General features: G+C 60.6%; 17 protein-coding genes. 15 read left to right on the top strand and 2 right to left on the bottom strand.

Annotated features, from left to right (window positions below; translation table 11 throughout):
* The first annotated feature begins 4 nt into the window (after nt 1–4).
* The 14 genes from HU773_RS22110 (at nt 5) to recX (ending at nt 9,346) form a co-directional block, all read left to right on the top strand.
* The gene (locus HU773_RS22110) at nt 5–283 is read left to right on the top strand and encodes a hypothetical protein (protein ID WP_162947767.1); all 279 of its coding nucleotides are present in this window, start codon (nt 5–7) and stop codon (nt 281–283) included.
* Between the two features lie 84 nt (nt 284–367).
* Nucleotides 368–571, top strand: coding sequence for a hypothetical protein (locus tag HU773_RS22105; protein ID WP_057444703.1), 204 nt, complete (start codon nt 368–370; stop codon nt 569–571).
* Nucleotides 572–573: 2 nt separating this feature from the next.
* Nucleotides 574–1,740 (top strand): phage tail sheath protein, encoded by a 1,167-nt coding sequence (locus HU773_RS22100; protein WP_186625552.1) that lies wholly within the window; start codon nt 574–576, stop codon nt 1,738–1,740.
* Nucleotides 1,740–2,246 (top strand): phage major tail tube protein, encoded by a 507-nt coding sequence (locus HU773_RS22095; RefSeq protein WP_120734072.1) that lies wholly within the window; start codon nt 1,740–1,742, stop codon nt 2,244–2,246. The genes HU773_RS22100 and HU773_RS22095 overlap by 1 nt, the downstream gene beginning before the upstream one ends.
* Before the next feature lie 169 nt (nt 2,247–2,415).
* Nucleotides 2,416–2,982: a phage tail assembly protein gene (locus HU773_RS22090; protein WP_057439353.1), complete on the top strand. Its 567-nt coding sequence runs from the start codon at nt 2,416–2,418 to the stop codon at nt 2,980–2,982.
* Nucleotides 2,983–3,110: 128 nt separating this feature from the next.
* Nucleotides 3,111–4,475 (top strand): glycine zipper domain-containing protein, encoded by a 1,365-nt coding sequence (locus HU773_RS27520; protein ID WP_225923817.1) that lies wholly within the window; start codon nt 3,111–3,113, stop codon nt 4,473–4,475.
* Nucleotides 4,475–4,858 carry a phage tail protein gene (locus HU773_RS22080; protein WP_115128871.1) on the top strand — a complete coding sequence of 128 codons (384 nt, stop codon included), beginning with the start codon at nt 4,475–4,477 and terminating at the stop codon, nt 4,856–4,858. Before HU773_RS27520 ends, HU773_RS22080 begins: the two co-directional genes overlap by 1 nt.
* A complete protein-coding gene (locus tag HU773_RS22075; RefSeq protein WP_057439355.1) occupies nt 4,851–5,063 on the top strand; it encodes a tail protein X in 213 nt (70 codons plus the stop codon). The genes HU773_RS22080 and HU773_RS22075 overlap by 8 nt, the downstream gene beginning before the upstream one ends.
* Nucleotides 5,064–5,072: 9 nt before the next feature.
* Complete coding sequence (locus HU773_RS22070) at nt 5,073–6,083, top strand: contractile injection system protein, VgrG/Pvc8 family (protein ID WP_186625550.1); 1,011 nt, start codon at nt 5,073–5,075, stop codon at nt 6,081–6,083.
* Nucleotides 6,084–6,100: 17 nt separating this feature from the next.
* Nucleotides 6,101–6,652, top strand: coding sequence for a glycoside hydrolase family 19 protein (locus tag HU773_RS22065; RefSeq protein WP_057958626.1), 552 nt, complete (start codon nt 6,101–6,103; stop codon nt 6,650–6,652).
* Complete coding sequence (locus HU773_RS22060) at nt 6,643–7,146, top strand: lysis system i-spanin subunit Rz (RefSeq protein ID WP_186625548.1); 504 nt, start codon at nt 6,643–6,645, stop codon at nt 7,144–7,146. Before HU773_RS22065 ends, HU773_RS22060 begins: the two co-directional genes overlap by 10 nt.
* A gap of 81 nt (nt 7,147–7,227) precedes the next feature.
* Nucleotides 7,228–7,728 carry a CinA family protein gene (locus HU773_RS22055; protein ID WP_032858393.1) on the top strand — a complete coding sequence of 167 codons (501 nt, stop codon included), beginning with the start codon at nt 7,228–7,230 and terminating at the stop codon, nt 7,726–7,728.
* Between the two features lie 83 nt (nt 7,729–7,811).
* Complete coding sequence (gene recA / locus HU773_RS22050; protein WP_029295312.1) at nt 7,812–8,870, top strand: recombinase RecA; 1,059 nt, start codon at nt 7,812–7,814, stop codon at nt 8,868–8,870.
* A gap of 8 nt (nt 8,871–8,878) precedes the next feature.
* Nucleotides 8,879–9,346 carry a recombination regulator RecX gene (gene recX, locus HU773_RS22045; protein WP_057439357.1) on the top strand — a complete coding sequence of 156 codons (468 nt, stop codon included), beginning with the start codon at nt 8,879–8,881 and terminating at the stop codon, nt 9,344–9,346.
* Between the two features lie 107 nt (nt 9,347–9,453).
* Here recX and HU773_RS22040 read toward each other — a convergent pair whose 3' ends face one another.
* Together HU773_RS22040 and HU773_RS22035 are read right to left on the bottom strand one after the other, a co-directional pair.
* Complete coding sequence (locus tag HU773_RS22040) at nt 9,454–10,566, bottom strand: LOG family protein (protein ID WP_169989565.1); 1,113 nt, start codon at nt 10,564–10,566, stop codon at nt 9,454–9,456.
* 356 nt (nt 10,567–10,922) lie between these two features.
* A complete protein-coding gene (locus HU773_RS22035) occupies nt 10,923–11,357 on the bottom strand; it encodes a PA3611 family quorum-sensing-regulated virulence factor (protein WP_057439359.1) in 435 nt (144 codons plus the stop codon).
* A 192-nt stretch (nt 11,358–11,549) separates the two neighbouring features.
* Between HU773_RS22035 and HU773_RS22030 the strand changes: the two genes are divergently transcribed.
* Nucleotides 11,550–12,260 carry a tRNA-uridine aminocarboxypropyltransferase gene (locus HU773_RS22030; RefSeq protein WP_057439360.1) on the top strand — a complete coding sequence of 237 codons (711 nt, stop codon included), beginning with the start codon at nt 11,550–11,552 and terminating at the stop codon, nt 12,258–12,260.
* Nucleotides 12,261–12,306: the final 46 nt, after the last annotated feature.

Below are 12,306 nucleotides of genomic sequence, written 5' to 3'. Positions count from 1 at the left end.
CTGAATGGAAACTATAAAAAATTTGGAATTTGCTTCGCGTAAATATAGTGAGTGTTCTTATGAGTATCTTGTTGGTGTTGGCGTTCCAGTAAGTATTATTGATGAAGCGTTAGTGGCGCAGCATGTGGTTGCGGCCCAGCAAGTGCGGCGCGCGGCTTACATCGCAGAAGCGGACCCACTTTATCTGGAGTGGCAATACGATCAAAAACCGGCTTCTGAAAAGGTGTGGCGGGATAAGGTTGCCGATATCAAGGCCCGCTTCCCACTGCCTGAAGATAAGTAACCCCCCACCACCGCGAAAGCGGTTTTTTTTTTCGCATCCAAGAAAGCCCCATCGCTGGGGCTTTCGCGTTTCTGGAGTTCCCCCATGGCCAACCGCCAAACCTACACCGTCCTCATCCCATTCCCCACCGGAGGTGGCCACTGGTCCGCCGTCGGCCAGGAACTGGACCTGCTGGACGTCGAAGCAACCGCCCTGCGCACCGCCGGCCGCCTGGAATTGACCAGCGTGCTGGCTGCCGCCCAAGACACCCCACCGGCCAAGAAGGCCGTCACCAAGAAGGCTGAATAATCATGGCTGAGGTTTTGAACTTCGAGCATAACGGCATCACCGTCAATGCCAGCGAATCCCCCGAGTCCATGGGTGGCCTGGGTGACAACGTGATCGGTCTGGTCGGCACCGCGCCCAATGCGCACCTGTCGATCCCGAAAAACGCCCCGTTTCGCATCAACAGCTTCACCGCCCAGGCGCTGCTGGACCCGACCGGCGCCGAGTCGGGCACGTTGTTTCATGCGGTGTACCAGATCCTCAAAGTGGTCAAGGTGCCGGTGTATGTGGTGATCGTCGAAGAGGGCGCCACCCCGGCCGATACCCTCAACAACGTGATCGGCGGCAACGAGCCGGCAACCGGTCGCAAACTGGGCCTCGCGGCGCTGAGCAGCGTTCCTGAAGACCTGACCATCATCGGTGCCCCGGGCTTTACCGGGACCAAGGCGGTGGCCGGTGAATTTGCCGCGCTCGGCAAGCGCATCAAGGCCCGTGTGGTGCTGGACGGCAAAGACGCCAGCGTCGCCGACCAAGTGACCTACAGCGGCGAGCTGGGTGGTGCCGACCTGGGTTTCGACCGCTGCCTGCTGGTGCACAACATGCCGTCGGTGTACTCCAAGGCGGCGAAGAAAAACGTATTCCTCGCGCCGTCGTCCCTGGCCATCGCCGCATTGGCCAAGGTCAAGCAATGGGAAAGCCCGGGCAACCAGGTGACCTTCGCCGAAGACGTGTCCCGCGTGGTCGAGTACAACATCCTCGACACCTCCACCGAAGGCGACCTGCTCAACCGTTACGGCGTGAGCTACTACGCGCGCACCATCCTCGGTGGCTTCTCGCTGCTGGGTAACCGCTCCCTCACCGGCAAGTTCATCAGCTATGTCGGCCTGGAAGATGCCATCAGCCGCAAGCTGGTCAAGGCCGGGCAGAAAGCCATGGCGCACAACCTGACCAAGTCGTTCATGGACCAGGAGGTCAAGCGCATCAACGACTGGCTGCAAACCCTGGTGGCCGACGAAACCATCCCTGGCGGCAGTGTGTACCTGCACCCGGAACTCAACAGTGTCGAGAAGTACAAGAACGGCACCTGGTTCATCGTGATCGACTACGGCCGCTACGCGCCGAACGAACACATGGTTTATCAACTCAATGCCCGCGATGAAATCATCGAGCAGTTCCTGGAGGACGTTCTCTAATGTTTACCAACCGAGTCAGACAGGCCATTGCGGCCACCCTCCAAGGCCTGCCGCTGTCGGCGACCGTTGAGGAATTCAGCCCGCCGAAGATCGAGTTCGAGATGGAGCCCATGTCCGGCGGGCGCTTTATCGCCGAAGAAATGGCCAAGAGCGCCAAGGTGCTGAACGCCAAGCTGGTGCTGCAAGGCGCCGGTCCCGAAATCATGCTGGCCCTGGGCGTGCGCTTGGGCGAAGACATCCTGCTCAACGTGCGCGAAGCGGGCCAGGACCAGGATGGCAAGACCTACTTCACCTACCACACCGTCGGCGGCAAGCTCAAATCCCTGGAGGAAGCCAAGCTGAAGATGGGCGAAAAGGCCACCACCACCCTGGATCTGTCCTGCCGCACCTACCATCGCCTGGACAACGGCGTGCCGGTGATCGACATCGACGTGCGCACCCAGAAGTTTGTGCTCAACGGCGTCGACATCCTCGGCGATGCCCGGCGTGCGGTGTTGATGCCGTAAGCCCTTCCACGAATCGGAAATAGGCACGGCCAGTGTGGGAGCTGGCTTGCCTGCGATAGCGGTCTACCAGTGACAAATGAGGCTGCTGACACAGCGCGATCGCAGGCCCGCCAGCTCCCACATTGACCGTGTCCACGTGTTCAACATTGTTCATCAAGGAATTTCGCCCATGGCCTGGAAGCCACCCCTGCATATCCTGCTGGCGCCCATCACCGCCGACAGCGGTGCGACGATCGAGCAGATCCAACTCAAACCCTTGTTCTACGCCCCACAAAAACAGGCCCTGGCCCGTGCGGGCGACGATGAGGACGACCAGTTCTTCGAGCTGGCTAAACTGGCCACCGGCCTCTCGGAAAAGGAACTCGACCAACTCAAGCGCCCGGACTACGTGAGCATCGTCCAGTACGTGCACGACCTGTCGACGCGCCCGGCTTCGTTCTTTCTGGAAGGTTCCACCGAGCCCGGCGAGGAGGTGCAACTGCTGCTGCCACTGGAAGTGGCCGGCCGCGTATTGACCAGCGTCACCCTGGAAATGCCTGCCCTGCGTGCCACCAAAGTGATGAAAAAACTCGCCACCAACAAAGAGCGCGCCGAGTTCATTACCTCGCACTGCACCGGCCTGATGATCCCCGATCTGGACGGCCTGACGGTGCCTGATTGGACGGAATTGCAGGAGCGCATCGACGATTTTTTAAACAAACCGGCGGACTTCTTTCGCAGCGCGACATCGAAGTAATCCTCGACGTTGTACCGCTGGTTTACTCGGTAAACGAAGCGGAAATCCTCGAATGGGATGCCGCAAAAGCATTGCGCCGCTACGACATCGCGATCAATCGCCTTGGCGTCAAATAGGAGTAGAGCGAGATGCAAGACCCTCGATATACGCTCAAGCTCGCCGACGAAGACAAACGCTGGATGACCTTTCCCGCACTGGCCGAAAGTGGCGCCTTGCAACTGTCGGGCCTGCTTGAAGCACAGGACGAAAGTCTGGTTGGCGCCTCCAGTGTGGGCGGCGCAACCGAGCCGCCGTCTGAGCTGAGCCTGGCCCTGGCCAACGCCAGCCTGCATATCCACGCGTTGACCGAGGAACAGGTGCGCCTGCGCGAGAGCCTGGAAACCCTTAATGGCACCCTGTTTATCACGGGTGGGCCGCTGGGCGGCACGGTCGCTGAAACCATGACCAGTGCGCCGCAAGCTGCGCCCGAAGACAAGGCCTCGGCGACTGAGTCCTGGTTGAGCAAGAGTTCCAAATGGGTGGGTGAAAGCTTGCTTGATACGGTCAAGAGCCGGGTATCGGGCAAGGTAGTCGATGCAACGCTGGGCAAGTTGCCCTACGTCGGGAAATTGTTCCGGGACGATAGCAAGGACTGCTGCTGCCCAGGCGCCAGCGAACCCTTGACCGGGCGGGCTCGTTACGGGCCCAAAGGGTCACGAAAAACGGTGAGGCAAAACGGCACTGGCCGCACAAGCCCACCGATGCCGAGAAAAACCTCAGGGACCGGCAGGAGCGCCACCGGGCCCATGGCAATCATGAGGAGCCTGGGCGAGCGCGCAGGCAAGGTGTTTGACGGCCTGAAAACGGGGTTCCTGGCGCGGGTGACTTCCGTAAGCGCTAGCCTGCGAAGGGTTTCTACCCGTGGGTTGAGCGCAGGCAAGGCGTTGCTATTAAAGAGTGCATCAGCCCTCGGCCTGCGCAAGGCCCGAGCCTCCCGCCTGGTCCCAACCCTGAGCCGGCTGGGGTCTATCGGCGTGCGCAGGTTGACGCCATTGCGCTCCGCCGATGCCGCCATCAACGTCGTCCAGGGCGTGCGCAGCGGCAACATGCGAGCCGTCGGCAGCGGCCTCGGTACCGCCGGTGCCGCATGGGCCGGCGCTTCTGCCGGAGCGGCCCTTGGCACCCTGGTATTCCCTGGCGTGGGCACTGCGGTGGGCGGCGTTATCGGTGGCCTGTTGGGCGGCGAGGGCGGTAACTGGCTCGGTGAAAAATTGTTCGGCCCCAGTGACCGCCTGCCATCGCCCGATGCCGTGAGCAAAGAGCTCAACAGCGCCCGCTCGGACAACGTCCAGGTCACCCTGGCGCCGAGCATCCAGATCACCGGCGTCAACCCTGCCGACGCCCAGCAGGTGGTCGACCGGGTCCTGCAAAGCCTGCAAAACCAATGCGTGCCGATGCTCAGCGATTCACTGGCGGTTCGGCGCAATGCGGCACTGACCGACGGAGGTGATTGATGCGACAGCAGATGGTGTTGGGCGACTTTATTTTCGGGCTGTCCCGAGGGTTCGCCTATTCCGCGCTCCAGCGCAGCAGCGATGGTGGCTGGGGCGACCTGGAGATTATTGCCAGCAAGCCCCAGTCGCGACAGAACGGTCAGAAGCTGGAAAAACTGACCTTCAATGGAACCGCCATGGCGGCCGTCGGCATGCAGCGCCTGGACCAATTGCGCGCCTTGCAGGATGCACGGGCACCGCTGCCGCTGGTCGATGGCATCGGCCGCAATTGGGGGTTGTGGCGCATTACGGCGGTCACGGAAAACCAGGCCAGTGTGATTGATGACGGCACTGCCATGGTGATCAAGTGGACGCTGGTGCTGGAGGAATTTATCAATGCGTAGAGTCCGAAGTATTGCCGGTGATTCGGTCAACCTCCTGCTCTACCGTGAGCTGGGGCGGTGCGATGACGCGGCCGAAGAAACCCTCTGGCGCTTGAACCCCGGGCTTGCCGAGTATGGCCCAGTGTTGCCGGCGGGCATCGGGGTAATCGTGCCCGAGATGGACGCGCAACCGGGTGTTGCAAAGCCGGTTTCGGCCTGGGATTAAGGAGGCAACATGGCAATGGGATTTACCCCGGTCGTGGAGATTTATGGCGCCAACGCGGCCTTGATCAACCCACGGCTGATGCAGTGGAAGCACACCGACGCGGCGGGGATCGAATCCGACCGCCTCGAACTGACCATCAATATCGAGGGCCTGGAAGGCCTGCCGAGCCTGGGCGCCAAGATCGGTTTGCGCGTGGGTTACCGCGAGTCGGGGCTGGTGGAAAAAGGCGAGTTTGTGATTACCCAGCGCACGCCTTACCTGTTTCCCATGCGCCTGGTGATCGTGGCCACGGCGGCGCCGTTCAGCGTGATGGACCAGAGTGGCTACCGCCAGCGCCGTTCCGCCAGCCATGGGCCCACGACCCTTGGAGCGCTGTTTCGCCAACTGGCGACGCAGCATGGGTTTTCGCCCAGGGTGGCGCCGTCGCTGGATGGGATTGCGATTGATCATATCGACCAGTCCAACGAGACGGACATGGGCTTTATCACCCGCCTGGCCGGGCGTTACAACGCGGTGACCAAGCCGGTCAACGAGCTGTATGTGCTGGCGGAAAGCGGCCAGGTCAAGTCGCTCTCGGGCCAGCAACTGCCGGATGTGCGGCTGTCGGTGACCCATGACAACCGTCCCGGCGAGCAGGCGTTTATCAGTGCCCGGGTTGATGAAAATGCGCGGGCCAAATACCAGGGGTGCCGTGTCAGTTGGTGGGATGCCGCGGCCTCTCGCCAGCGCGTGGTCGAGGTGGGGATCGCGCCGTTCAAGACGTTGCGCCAACGGTGCCAGAGTGAAACCGAAGCGCGCTCAGTGGCACAGGGCGAGTTGCGCCGGGTGGGGCGTGAAGGTTTGAGCATCACCATCGACTGCCCTGGTAACCCGTTGCTGTCCGCCGAAGGCCTGTTGTTGCTGGATGAAACCTGGCCGGGCTATATGCAGGGGCGCTGGTCGATTGACAAGGTGACCCATGTAGGCGACACGACGACGGGGTATCGCAGTTCGATCATGGCCCGTGGATTGGCCTCTTAAATGGTTGGAGATCAAGGATGATCACGCTGACGCAGTTGCAACAGATCCTGCCTAACGCCCGCGCCCAAGCGGGCGTTTTTATTCTGGCGCTGAACGCCGCCATGCTCCATCGACACATCACCGGGCCTAAGCGGATGGCGGCCTTTATCGCCCAGGTCGGGCACGAGTCCGGCGAGCTGCGTTACGTGCGTGAACTGGGCGGCGAGCACTACCTGAGCAAATACGACACGGGCGCCTTGGCTGCACGCCTGGGCAACACTCCCGACGCCGACGGTGACGGCCAGAAGTACCGGGGCCGCGGCTTGATCCAGATTACCGGGCGGCGCAATTACCTGGCCTGCAGCCGGGCGCTGTTTGGCGATGAACGTTTGCTGCATTTCCCCGAACTGCTGGAGCAGCCGCAATGGGCGGCCGAATCCGCCGCCTGGTTCTGGCACAGCAATGGCTTGAATGAATTGGCCGACCAGGACCAATTCACCACCATCACCCGCCGTATCAATGGTGGCCTCAACGGACTGGAGCACCGCCAACAGTTGTGGGAAAAGGCGAGGGCGGTGTTATGCCGTTGAGCGGGCGCATATGGGCGGTTACCCTGCTGATGGCTATCTCGGCGGCAGCCAGCTGGCAGGTCCAGGCCTGGCGTCATGGCCTGGCCTTTGAACGCCAGGCCGCAGGGCATTCAGCCCTGCTCAACCGGCAAAGCCAGGAAGCACAGGGCCAATACCGGGCCGAACAGGACAGGCGTCGGGCGTTGGAGCAACAGCTTCACGCCAGCGATCAACAACACACGCGGGAGTTGAGCGATGCACAGCGTCACCAGGTTTATCTGCGCGATCGGTTGGCCACTGCTGATGTGCGCTTGTCAGTCCTTCTCGACGCCACCGACCCCGCCAATGGCCGCGCAATGCCGGCCACCGCCGCCGGCAGCGTGGTTCATGGAGCCCCGCGAGGTCGACTTGACCCGGCGCATGCTCAACGAATTATCGGCATTACCGATGCCGGCGATAACGGACTGATCGCGTTGCGGGCCTGCCAGGCGTATGTAAGTGCCATCACCCGGTAATCTGTTGAAGCCGTCTGCTGCTTGCGTGGCCGATGGGCTCCTGTAGGGTAGGCAAACCCCCGCACTTTCCTGGAGACGACCGTGAAGGAAATTACCCAACTCGCCGCCGAACTTGGCCGACGTTTGCAGGTGCTCAATGCCCACGTCACCACCGCCGAATCCTGCACCGGTGGCGGCATCGCCGAAGCCATCACCCGTATTCCGGGGAGTTCGGCCTGGTTCGAGGCCGGGTATGTGACCTATTCCAATCGCCAGAAGACCCGTCAGCTCAATGTGCCGGAAGGGTTGTTCCCCAAGGTCGGCGCGGTGAGCCGTGAAGTGGTCGAGGCCATGGCCCGGGGCGCCCAGGAAAAAAGCCTGGCGCGGTTTGCGGTGGCGGTCAGCGGCGTGGCGGGCCCCGATGGCGGCTCGCCGGACAAACCGGTGGGTACTGTCTGGCTGGCCTGGGGTGTCGGTGACGAGGTTACGGCTGAGTGCCAGCACTTCCCCGGCAACCGCGACGAGGTCCGCCGACAAACGGTAAAAGCCGCATTAGAGGGGCTGTTGCGACGAGCTGCAGCAGAAATAGAAAATCAGGGGTAGGCGATCCCCGATCTTTATGGAACAATACTGTCTACTTATACAGGTGTTGGCCGTCAGGCCTTATTGATTACGTGAGGACTTTAATGGACGACAACAAGAAGAAAGCCTTGGCTGCGGCCCTGGGTCAGATCGAACGTCAATTCGGCAAGGGTGCCGTAATGCGTATGGGCGATCACGACCGTCAGGCGATCCCGGCTATTTCCACTGGCTCTCTGGGTCTGGACATCGCGCTCGGCATTGGCGGCCTGCCAAAAGGCCGTATCGTTGAAATCTACGGTCCGGAGTCTTCTGGTAAAACCACCCTGACCCTGTCGGTGATTGCCCAGGCACAAAAAATGGGCGCCACTTGTGCGTTCGTCGATGCCGAGCACGCCCTGGATCCTGAATATGCTGGCAAGCTGGGCGTCAATGTCGACGACCTGCTGGTTTCGCAGCCGGACACCGGCGAGCAAGCCCTGGAAATCACCGACATGCTGGTGCGCTCCAACGCCATCGACGTGATCGTGGTCGACTCCGTGGCAGCCCTGGTACCAAAGGCTGAAATCGAAGGCGAAATGGGCGACATGCACGTCGGCCTGCAAGCCCGTCTGATGTCTCAGGCGCTGCGTAAAATCACCGGTAACATCAAGAACGCCAACTGCCTGGTGATCTTCATCAACCAGATCCGGATGAAGATCGGTGTGATGTTCGGCAGCCCGGAAACCACCACCGGTGGTAACGCGCTGAAGTTCTACGCTTCGGTCCGTCTGGACATCCGCCGTACCGGCGCGGTGAAGGAAGGTGACGAGGTTGTCGGTAGCGAAACCCGCGTCAAGGTTGTGAAGAACAAGGTGGCTCCGCCATTCCGTCAGGCTGAGTTCCAGATCCTCTACGGCAAAGGTATTTACCTGAACGGCGAGATGATCGACCTGGGCGTGCTGCACGGCTTTGTCGAGAAGTCCGGTGCCTGGTATGCCTACAACGGTAGCAAGATCGGTCAGGGCAAGGCCAACTCGGCCAAGTTCCTGCAGGACAACCCGGATATCGCGGCGACCCTCGAGAAGCAGATCCGCGACAAGCTGCTGACCCCGGCGCCAGACGTCAAGGCAGCAGCCAACCGCGAACCTGTTGATGACATGGCAGAAGCCGACGCTGATATCTGAGTCCAACGATGACAGTTGTACTCGATACGCTGGTTGCCGTACGGCGTACGGCAATGGACCTGCTCGCACGACGCGAGCACGGTCGTGTCGAGCTGACGCGTAAACTGCGTCAGCGTGGCGCCCCTCCCGAAATGATCGAAACAGCCCTCGACCGCTTGACGGAAGAGGGGCTGCTTTCCGAAGCCCGTTATCTCGAAAGTTTTGTTTCCTACCGGGCACGCTCGGGCTACGGCCCTGCGCGGATTCGTGAGGAATTGAGTCAGCGGGGCTTGCAGCGCGCCGATATTGAACTGGCGTTGCGTGAGTGTGGCATCAGTTGGCAAACGCAACTGGAAGACACCTGGCGTCGCAAGTTTGCCGGCCATCTGCCGATTGATGCCCGTGAGCGTGCCAAGCAAGGGCGCTTTTTGAGCTATCGCGGGTTTTCAATGGAGATGATCAGCCGCTTGTTGAGCGGTCGAGATCTGGACGACTGATTCTTCGGCAAGCGGCGATCAAAGGGGCTCGACAGCTCCCACATAAAACAGCACTAAAACAAAAGGCCCGCTATGAAAATAGCGGGCCTTTTTTGCGTTTTACGGCCTCACGCCGGTTCCGGCGCTACGCGTTGCTGTGTTTTACCCTGGGCTTGGGCCCAGTTCTCCGGCAAGTTGATGTAATCCACCAACTCCCGCAACCGCCCCTGATTACGCCCGGTGAAGTTGAACACCAGTCGCGTCAGGTGGCTGAAGTGCGCCTCATCGTGCTCTTCGCCCCCATAGGCCAATTGCTGGAAGTCATCACTCAGCCGCAGGTCAGCGAATGCCGTCTGTATATGCGCCAACGCACGCTCGCTGAGAGGGTGGTTCATGCGCACCACAAACTGGCGTTTCAACCAGCGGGTGGAGTGGAAGTTCGCGTAGAACTGGTTGATTTCGTTCACTGCCTCTTCGGCGCTGTGCACCAGGCGCACCAGCTTGAGGTCGGTGGGCAAGATGTAGCGGTTGGCCTCCAGTTGGTTGCGAATAAAGTCCAGGGCGCCTTGCCAGAATCCACCGCCGGGCTCGTCCAGCAGTACTACTGGAACCAGCGGACTCTTGCCGGTCTGGATCAGGGTCAAGACTTCCAAGGCTTCATCCAGGGTACCGAAGCCACCCGGGCACAGCACCAACCCATCGGCTTCCTTGACGAAAAACAGCTTGCGGGTAAAGAAGAAGTGGAACGACAGCAGGTTTTCCGTGCCATCAATGGTCGGGTTGGCATGCTGTTCAAAGGGCAGGGTGATATTGAACCCCAGGCTGTGGGCCAGCCCGGCGCCTTCGTGGGCGGCAGCCATGATGCCGCCGCCACCACCGGTGATGACCATCAGGTCCGAACGGGCCAGGGCCGCGCCCACTTCGCGGGCCAGGGCGTAGAGGGGGCTTTCCACTGGGGTGCGGGCCGAACCGAAGACGGTGACCTTGCGGCGGCTTTTGAACTGTTCGAGTACACGAAACGCGTGGTCCAGTTCATTGATTGCTTTCAAGGTGATCTTGGCGTTCCAGCGGTCACGGTCGTCCTGGGCCATGCGCAGCACGGTGAGGATCATGTCGCGATACAGCGAAATATTCGGGCTACTGGGGGCAATCAGGTTGAGTTGCGCTTCGACCTGCTGGGCGAGGTCGGTCCCGTTTCCTGGAAAATGACGATTCAGCAGGTCATTCGGTTGATCAGGCATTCAGCTTCTCCTTCGTTACAGAGCCCCGGCGTCTTATTGCAGGCTGCTGACGGCGACGAAACAGGCTCTGTATGTTCCTTGTGATTAAAAACCTTTGCACTGCTAAGTCGCGCGAGGGCAACCTTTTTTGCCCTGGAAATGTTACCGGATGGCTCGATCATGAGCCCCTAAAGTCTTGTCTGGCAATAACTTAATAGGGATTGATCAAGGTTTTGCAGGAAGGGCTGTGGCGAGGAGGCTTGTCTGCCGTTGGGCTGCGTAGCAGCCCCCCTGAGGTCTGGCAGATAGACCGACAACTCAGGTTTCAGGGCTGCTGCACAGCTCAACAGGGGCCATGTTGGCGCTTGGGGAGGGACTTACTTTTTCTTCTTGGCCGGAGCCGGGCAATCCGCTTCGACGAACTTGACCGACGCCACCGGGCGGTTGGTCTTGTTTTCGGTGATCTCGTAGCGCATCACCGCGCCCTTGGCCATCAACTCGCGATAACCTTTGTTCAGGCAGACGCTCTGTCCCAGCTGGAAATACACGGCCTTGGGGTTGGCGCGCATCTGTTCGGCGCGCTCTGGCAGGACGCTCAGGTGGTCAATCAGTTGCATTCCTTCGACGGTGTAGGCCACTTCCAGGGTTTGTTCATCAATTTCCCTGGGCAGGTCCTTGTTGCTTTCTGCCGCGACGCTTTGCAGTTTCTTGTTCATTTGCAGCTCCACCAGGGAGGCTGCCTGGGCGCCGACGGGTAATACCAGCGCCAGGGCGACGGTCGGGGCGGCAAGACGCAACATAAGACGCAGCATGAAACTCTCCTGATTCGGTTACTGGTCCATAGACCCGTCACTGCGCTATGCGTTCAGTGGCGCGGGATTATAGGTGACCTGTCGCCGCGACGGCCAGGCGTATTGGTTGGGCGGCTCTGGTAAACTGCCGGCACTTTTGCTGCCCCGAGTTTTGCCCGTGTCGATTTTCATCGCTTCACAACGGCGCCCGCTATGAGTCATGCGGTCTTCCGTCTGCGTACCCAACGCCTGGCCCGTGCCGTCAGCCCTTTTGTCGCACGCGGCTCGCGTGCCGAACGTTGCCCCAGATGCCGGGTCATCCCCGAATACTGCTTGTGTGCGTGGCGCCCCAAGGTTCAGGCCAGGTCGGCCATGTGCCTGTTGATGCATGACGTGGAACCGATGAAACCGAGTAATACCGGTTGGTTGATAGCGGATGTAATCGACGATACAAGTGCTTTTCCCTGGGCGCGCACGGCCGTCGAACCTGAGCTGCTGGCGCTGCTGGCCGACCCGCAATGGCAGCCCTATATCGTCTTCCCCGGCGAGTTTGTAGCGCCGCAGCGGGTGGTCAGCGAGGTCAAGGTGGCGGATGGCAAGCGTCCATTGTTTATCCTGCTGGACGGCACCTGGAGCGAAGCGCGCAAGATGTTCCGCAAGAGCCCGTATCTGGAGCACCTGCCGGTACTGAGCCTGGAACCGGAGCAGTTATCGCGCTACAAGTTGCGCCGCTCCAAGCGCGATGACCATTTCTGCACTGCCGAAGTGGCTGCCTTGTGCCTGGAATTGGCCGAGGACCAGCAGGCCAGCGAAGTGCTGGACGCCTACCTGGATGTTTTCAGTACCCATTACCTGGCGGCCAAGTTCCAGTTGGCGCTGGATCCGACGGACAGTGTCCATACCCGTCTTGCACCTTATCTGTAGGACTTCGCGGCCAGATGACATTTGCATGATGGCACTGCATCGCCTG

This window comes from Pseudomonas shahriarae, assembly GCF_014268455.2.
GTDB classification, from domain to species: domain Bacteria; phylum Pseudomonadota; class Gammaproteobacteria; order Pseudomonadales; family Pseudomonadaceae; genus Aquipseudomonas; species Aquipseudomonas shahriarae.
This window is presented reverse-complemented; position numbering and strand designations above follow the sequence as displayed.

Bases quoted from the DNA above. Each gene is read 5' to 3' on its own strand.
- HU773_RS22110 (WP_162947767.1), top strand. From the start codon at position 5: ATGGAAACTATAAAAAATTTGGAATTTGCTTCGCGTAAATATAGTGAG.
- HU773_RS22105 (WP_057444703.1), top strand. From the start codon at position 368: ATGGCCAACCGCCAAACCTACACCGTCCTCATCCCATTCCCCACCGGA.
- HU773_RS22100 (WP_186625552.1), top strand. From the start codon at position 574: ATGGCTGAGGTTTTGAACTTCGAGCATAACGGCATCACCGTCAATGCC.
- HU773_RS22095 (WP_120734072.1), top strand. From the start codon at position 1,740: ATGTTTACCAACCGAGTCAGACAGGCCATTGCGGCCACCCTCCAAGGC.
- HU773_RS22090 (WP_057439353.1), top strand. From the start codon at position 2,416: ATGGCCTGGAAGCCACCCCTGCATATCCTGCTGGCGCCCATCACCGCC.
- HU773_RS27520 (WP_225923817.1), top strand. From the start codon at position 3,111: ATGCAAGACCCTCGATATACGCTCAAGCTCGCCGACGAAGACAAACGC.
- HU773_RS22080 (WP_115128871.1), top strand. From the start codon at position 4,475: ATGCGACAGCAGATGGTGTTGGGCGACTTTATTTTCGGGCTGTCCCGA.
- HU773_RS22075 (WP_057439355.1), top strand. From the start codon at position 4,851: ATGCGTAGAGTCCGAAGTATTGCCGGTGATTCGGTCAACCTCCTGCTC.
- HU773_RS22070 (WP_186625550.1), top strand. From the start codon at position 5,073: ATGGCAATGGGATTTACCCCGGTCGTGGAGATTTATGGCGCCAACGCG.
- HU773_RS22065 (WP_057958626.1), top strand. From the start codon at position 6,101: ATGATCACGCTGACGCAGTTGCAACAGATCCTGCCTAACGCCCGCGCC.
- HU773_RS22060 (WP_186625548.1), top strand. From the start codon at position 6,643: ATGCCGTTGAGCGGGCGCATATGGGCGGTTACCCTGCTGATGGCTATC.
- recA (WP_029295312.1), top strand. From the start codon at position 7,812: ATGGACGACAACAAGAAGAAAGCCTTGGCTGCGGCCCTGGGTCAGATC.
- recX (WP_057439357.1), top strand. From the start codon at position 8,879: ATGACAGTTGTACTCGATACGCTGGTTGCCGTACGGCGTACGGCAATG.
- HU773_RS22040 (WP_169989565.1), bottom strand. From the start codon at position 10,566: ATGCCTGATCAACCGAATGACCTGCTGAATCGTCATTTTCCAGGAAAC.
- HU773_RS22035 (WP_057439359.1), bottom strand. From the start codon at position 11,357: ATGCTGCGTCTTATGTTGCGTCTTGCCGCCCCGACCGTCGCCCTGGCG.
- HU773_RS22030 (WP_057439360.1), top strand. From the start codon at position 11,550: ATGAGTCATGCGGTCTTCCGTCTGCGTACCCAACGCCTGGCCCGTGCC.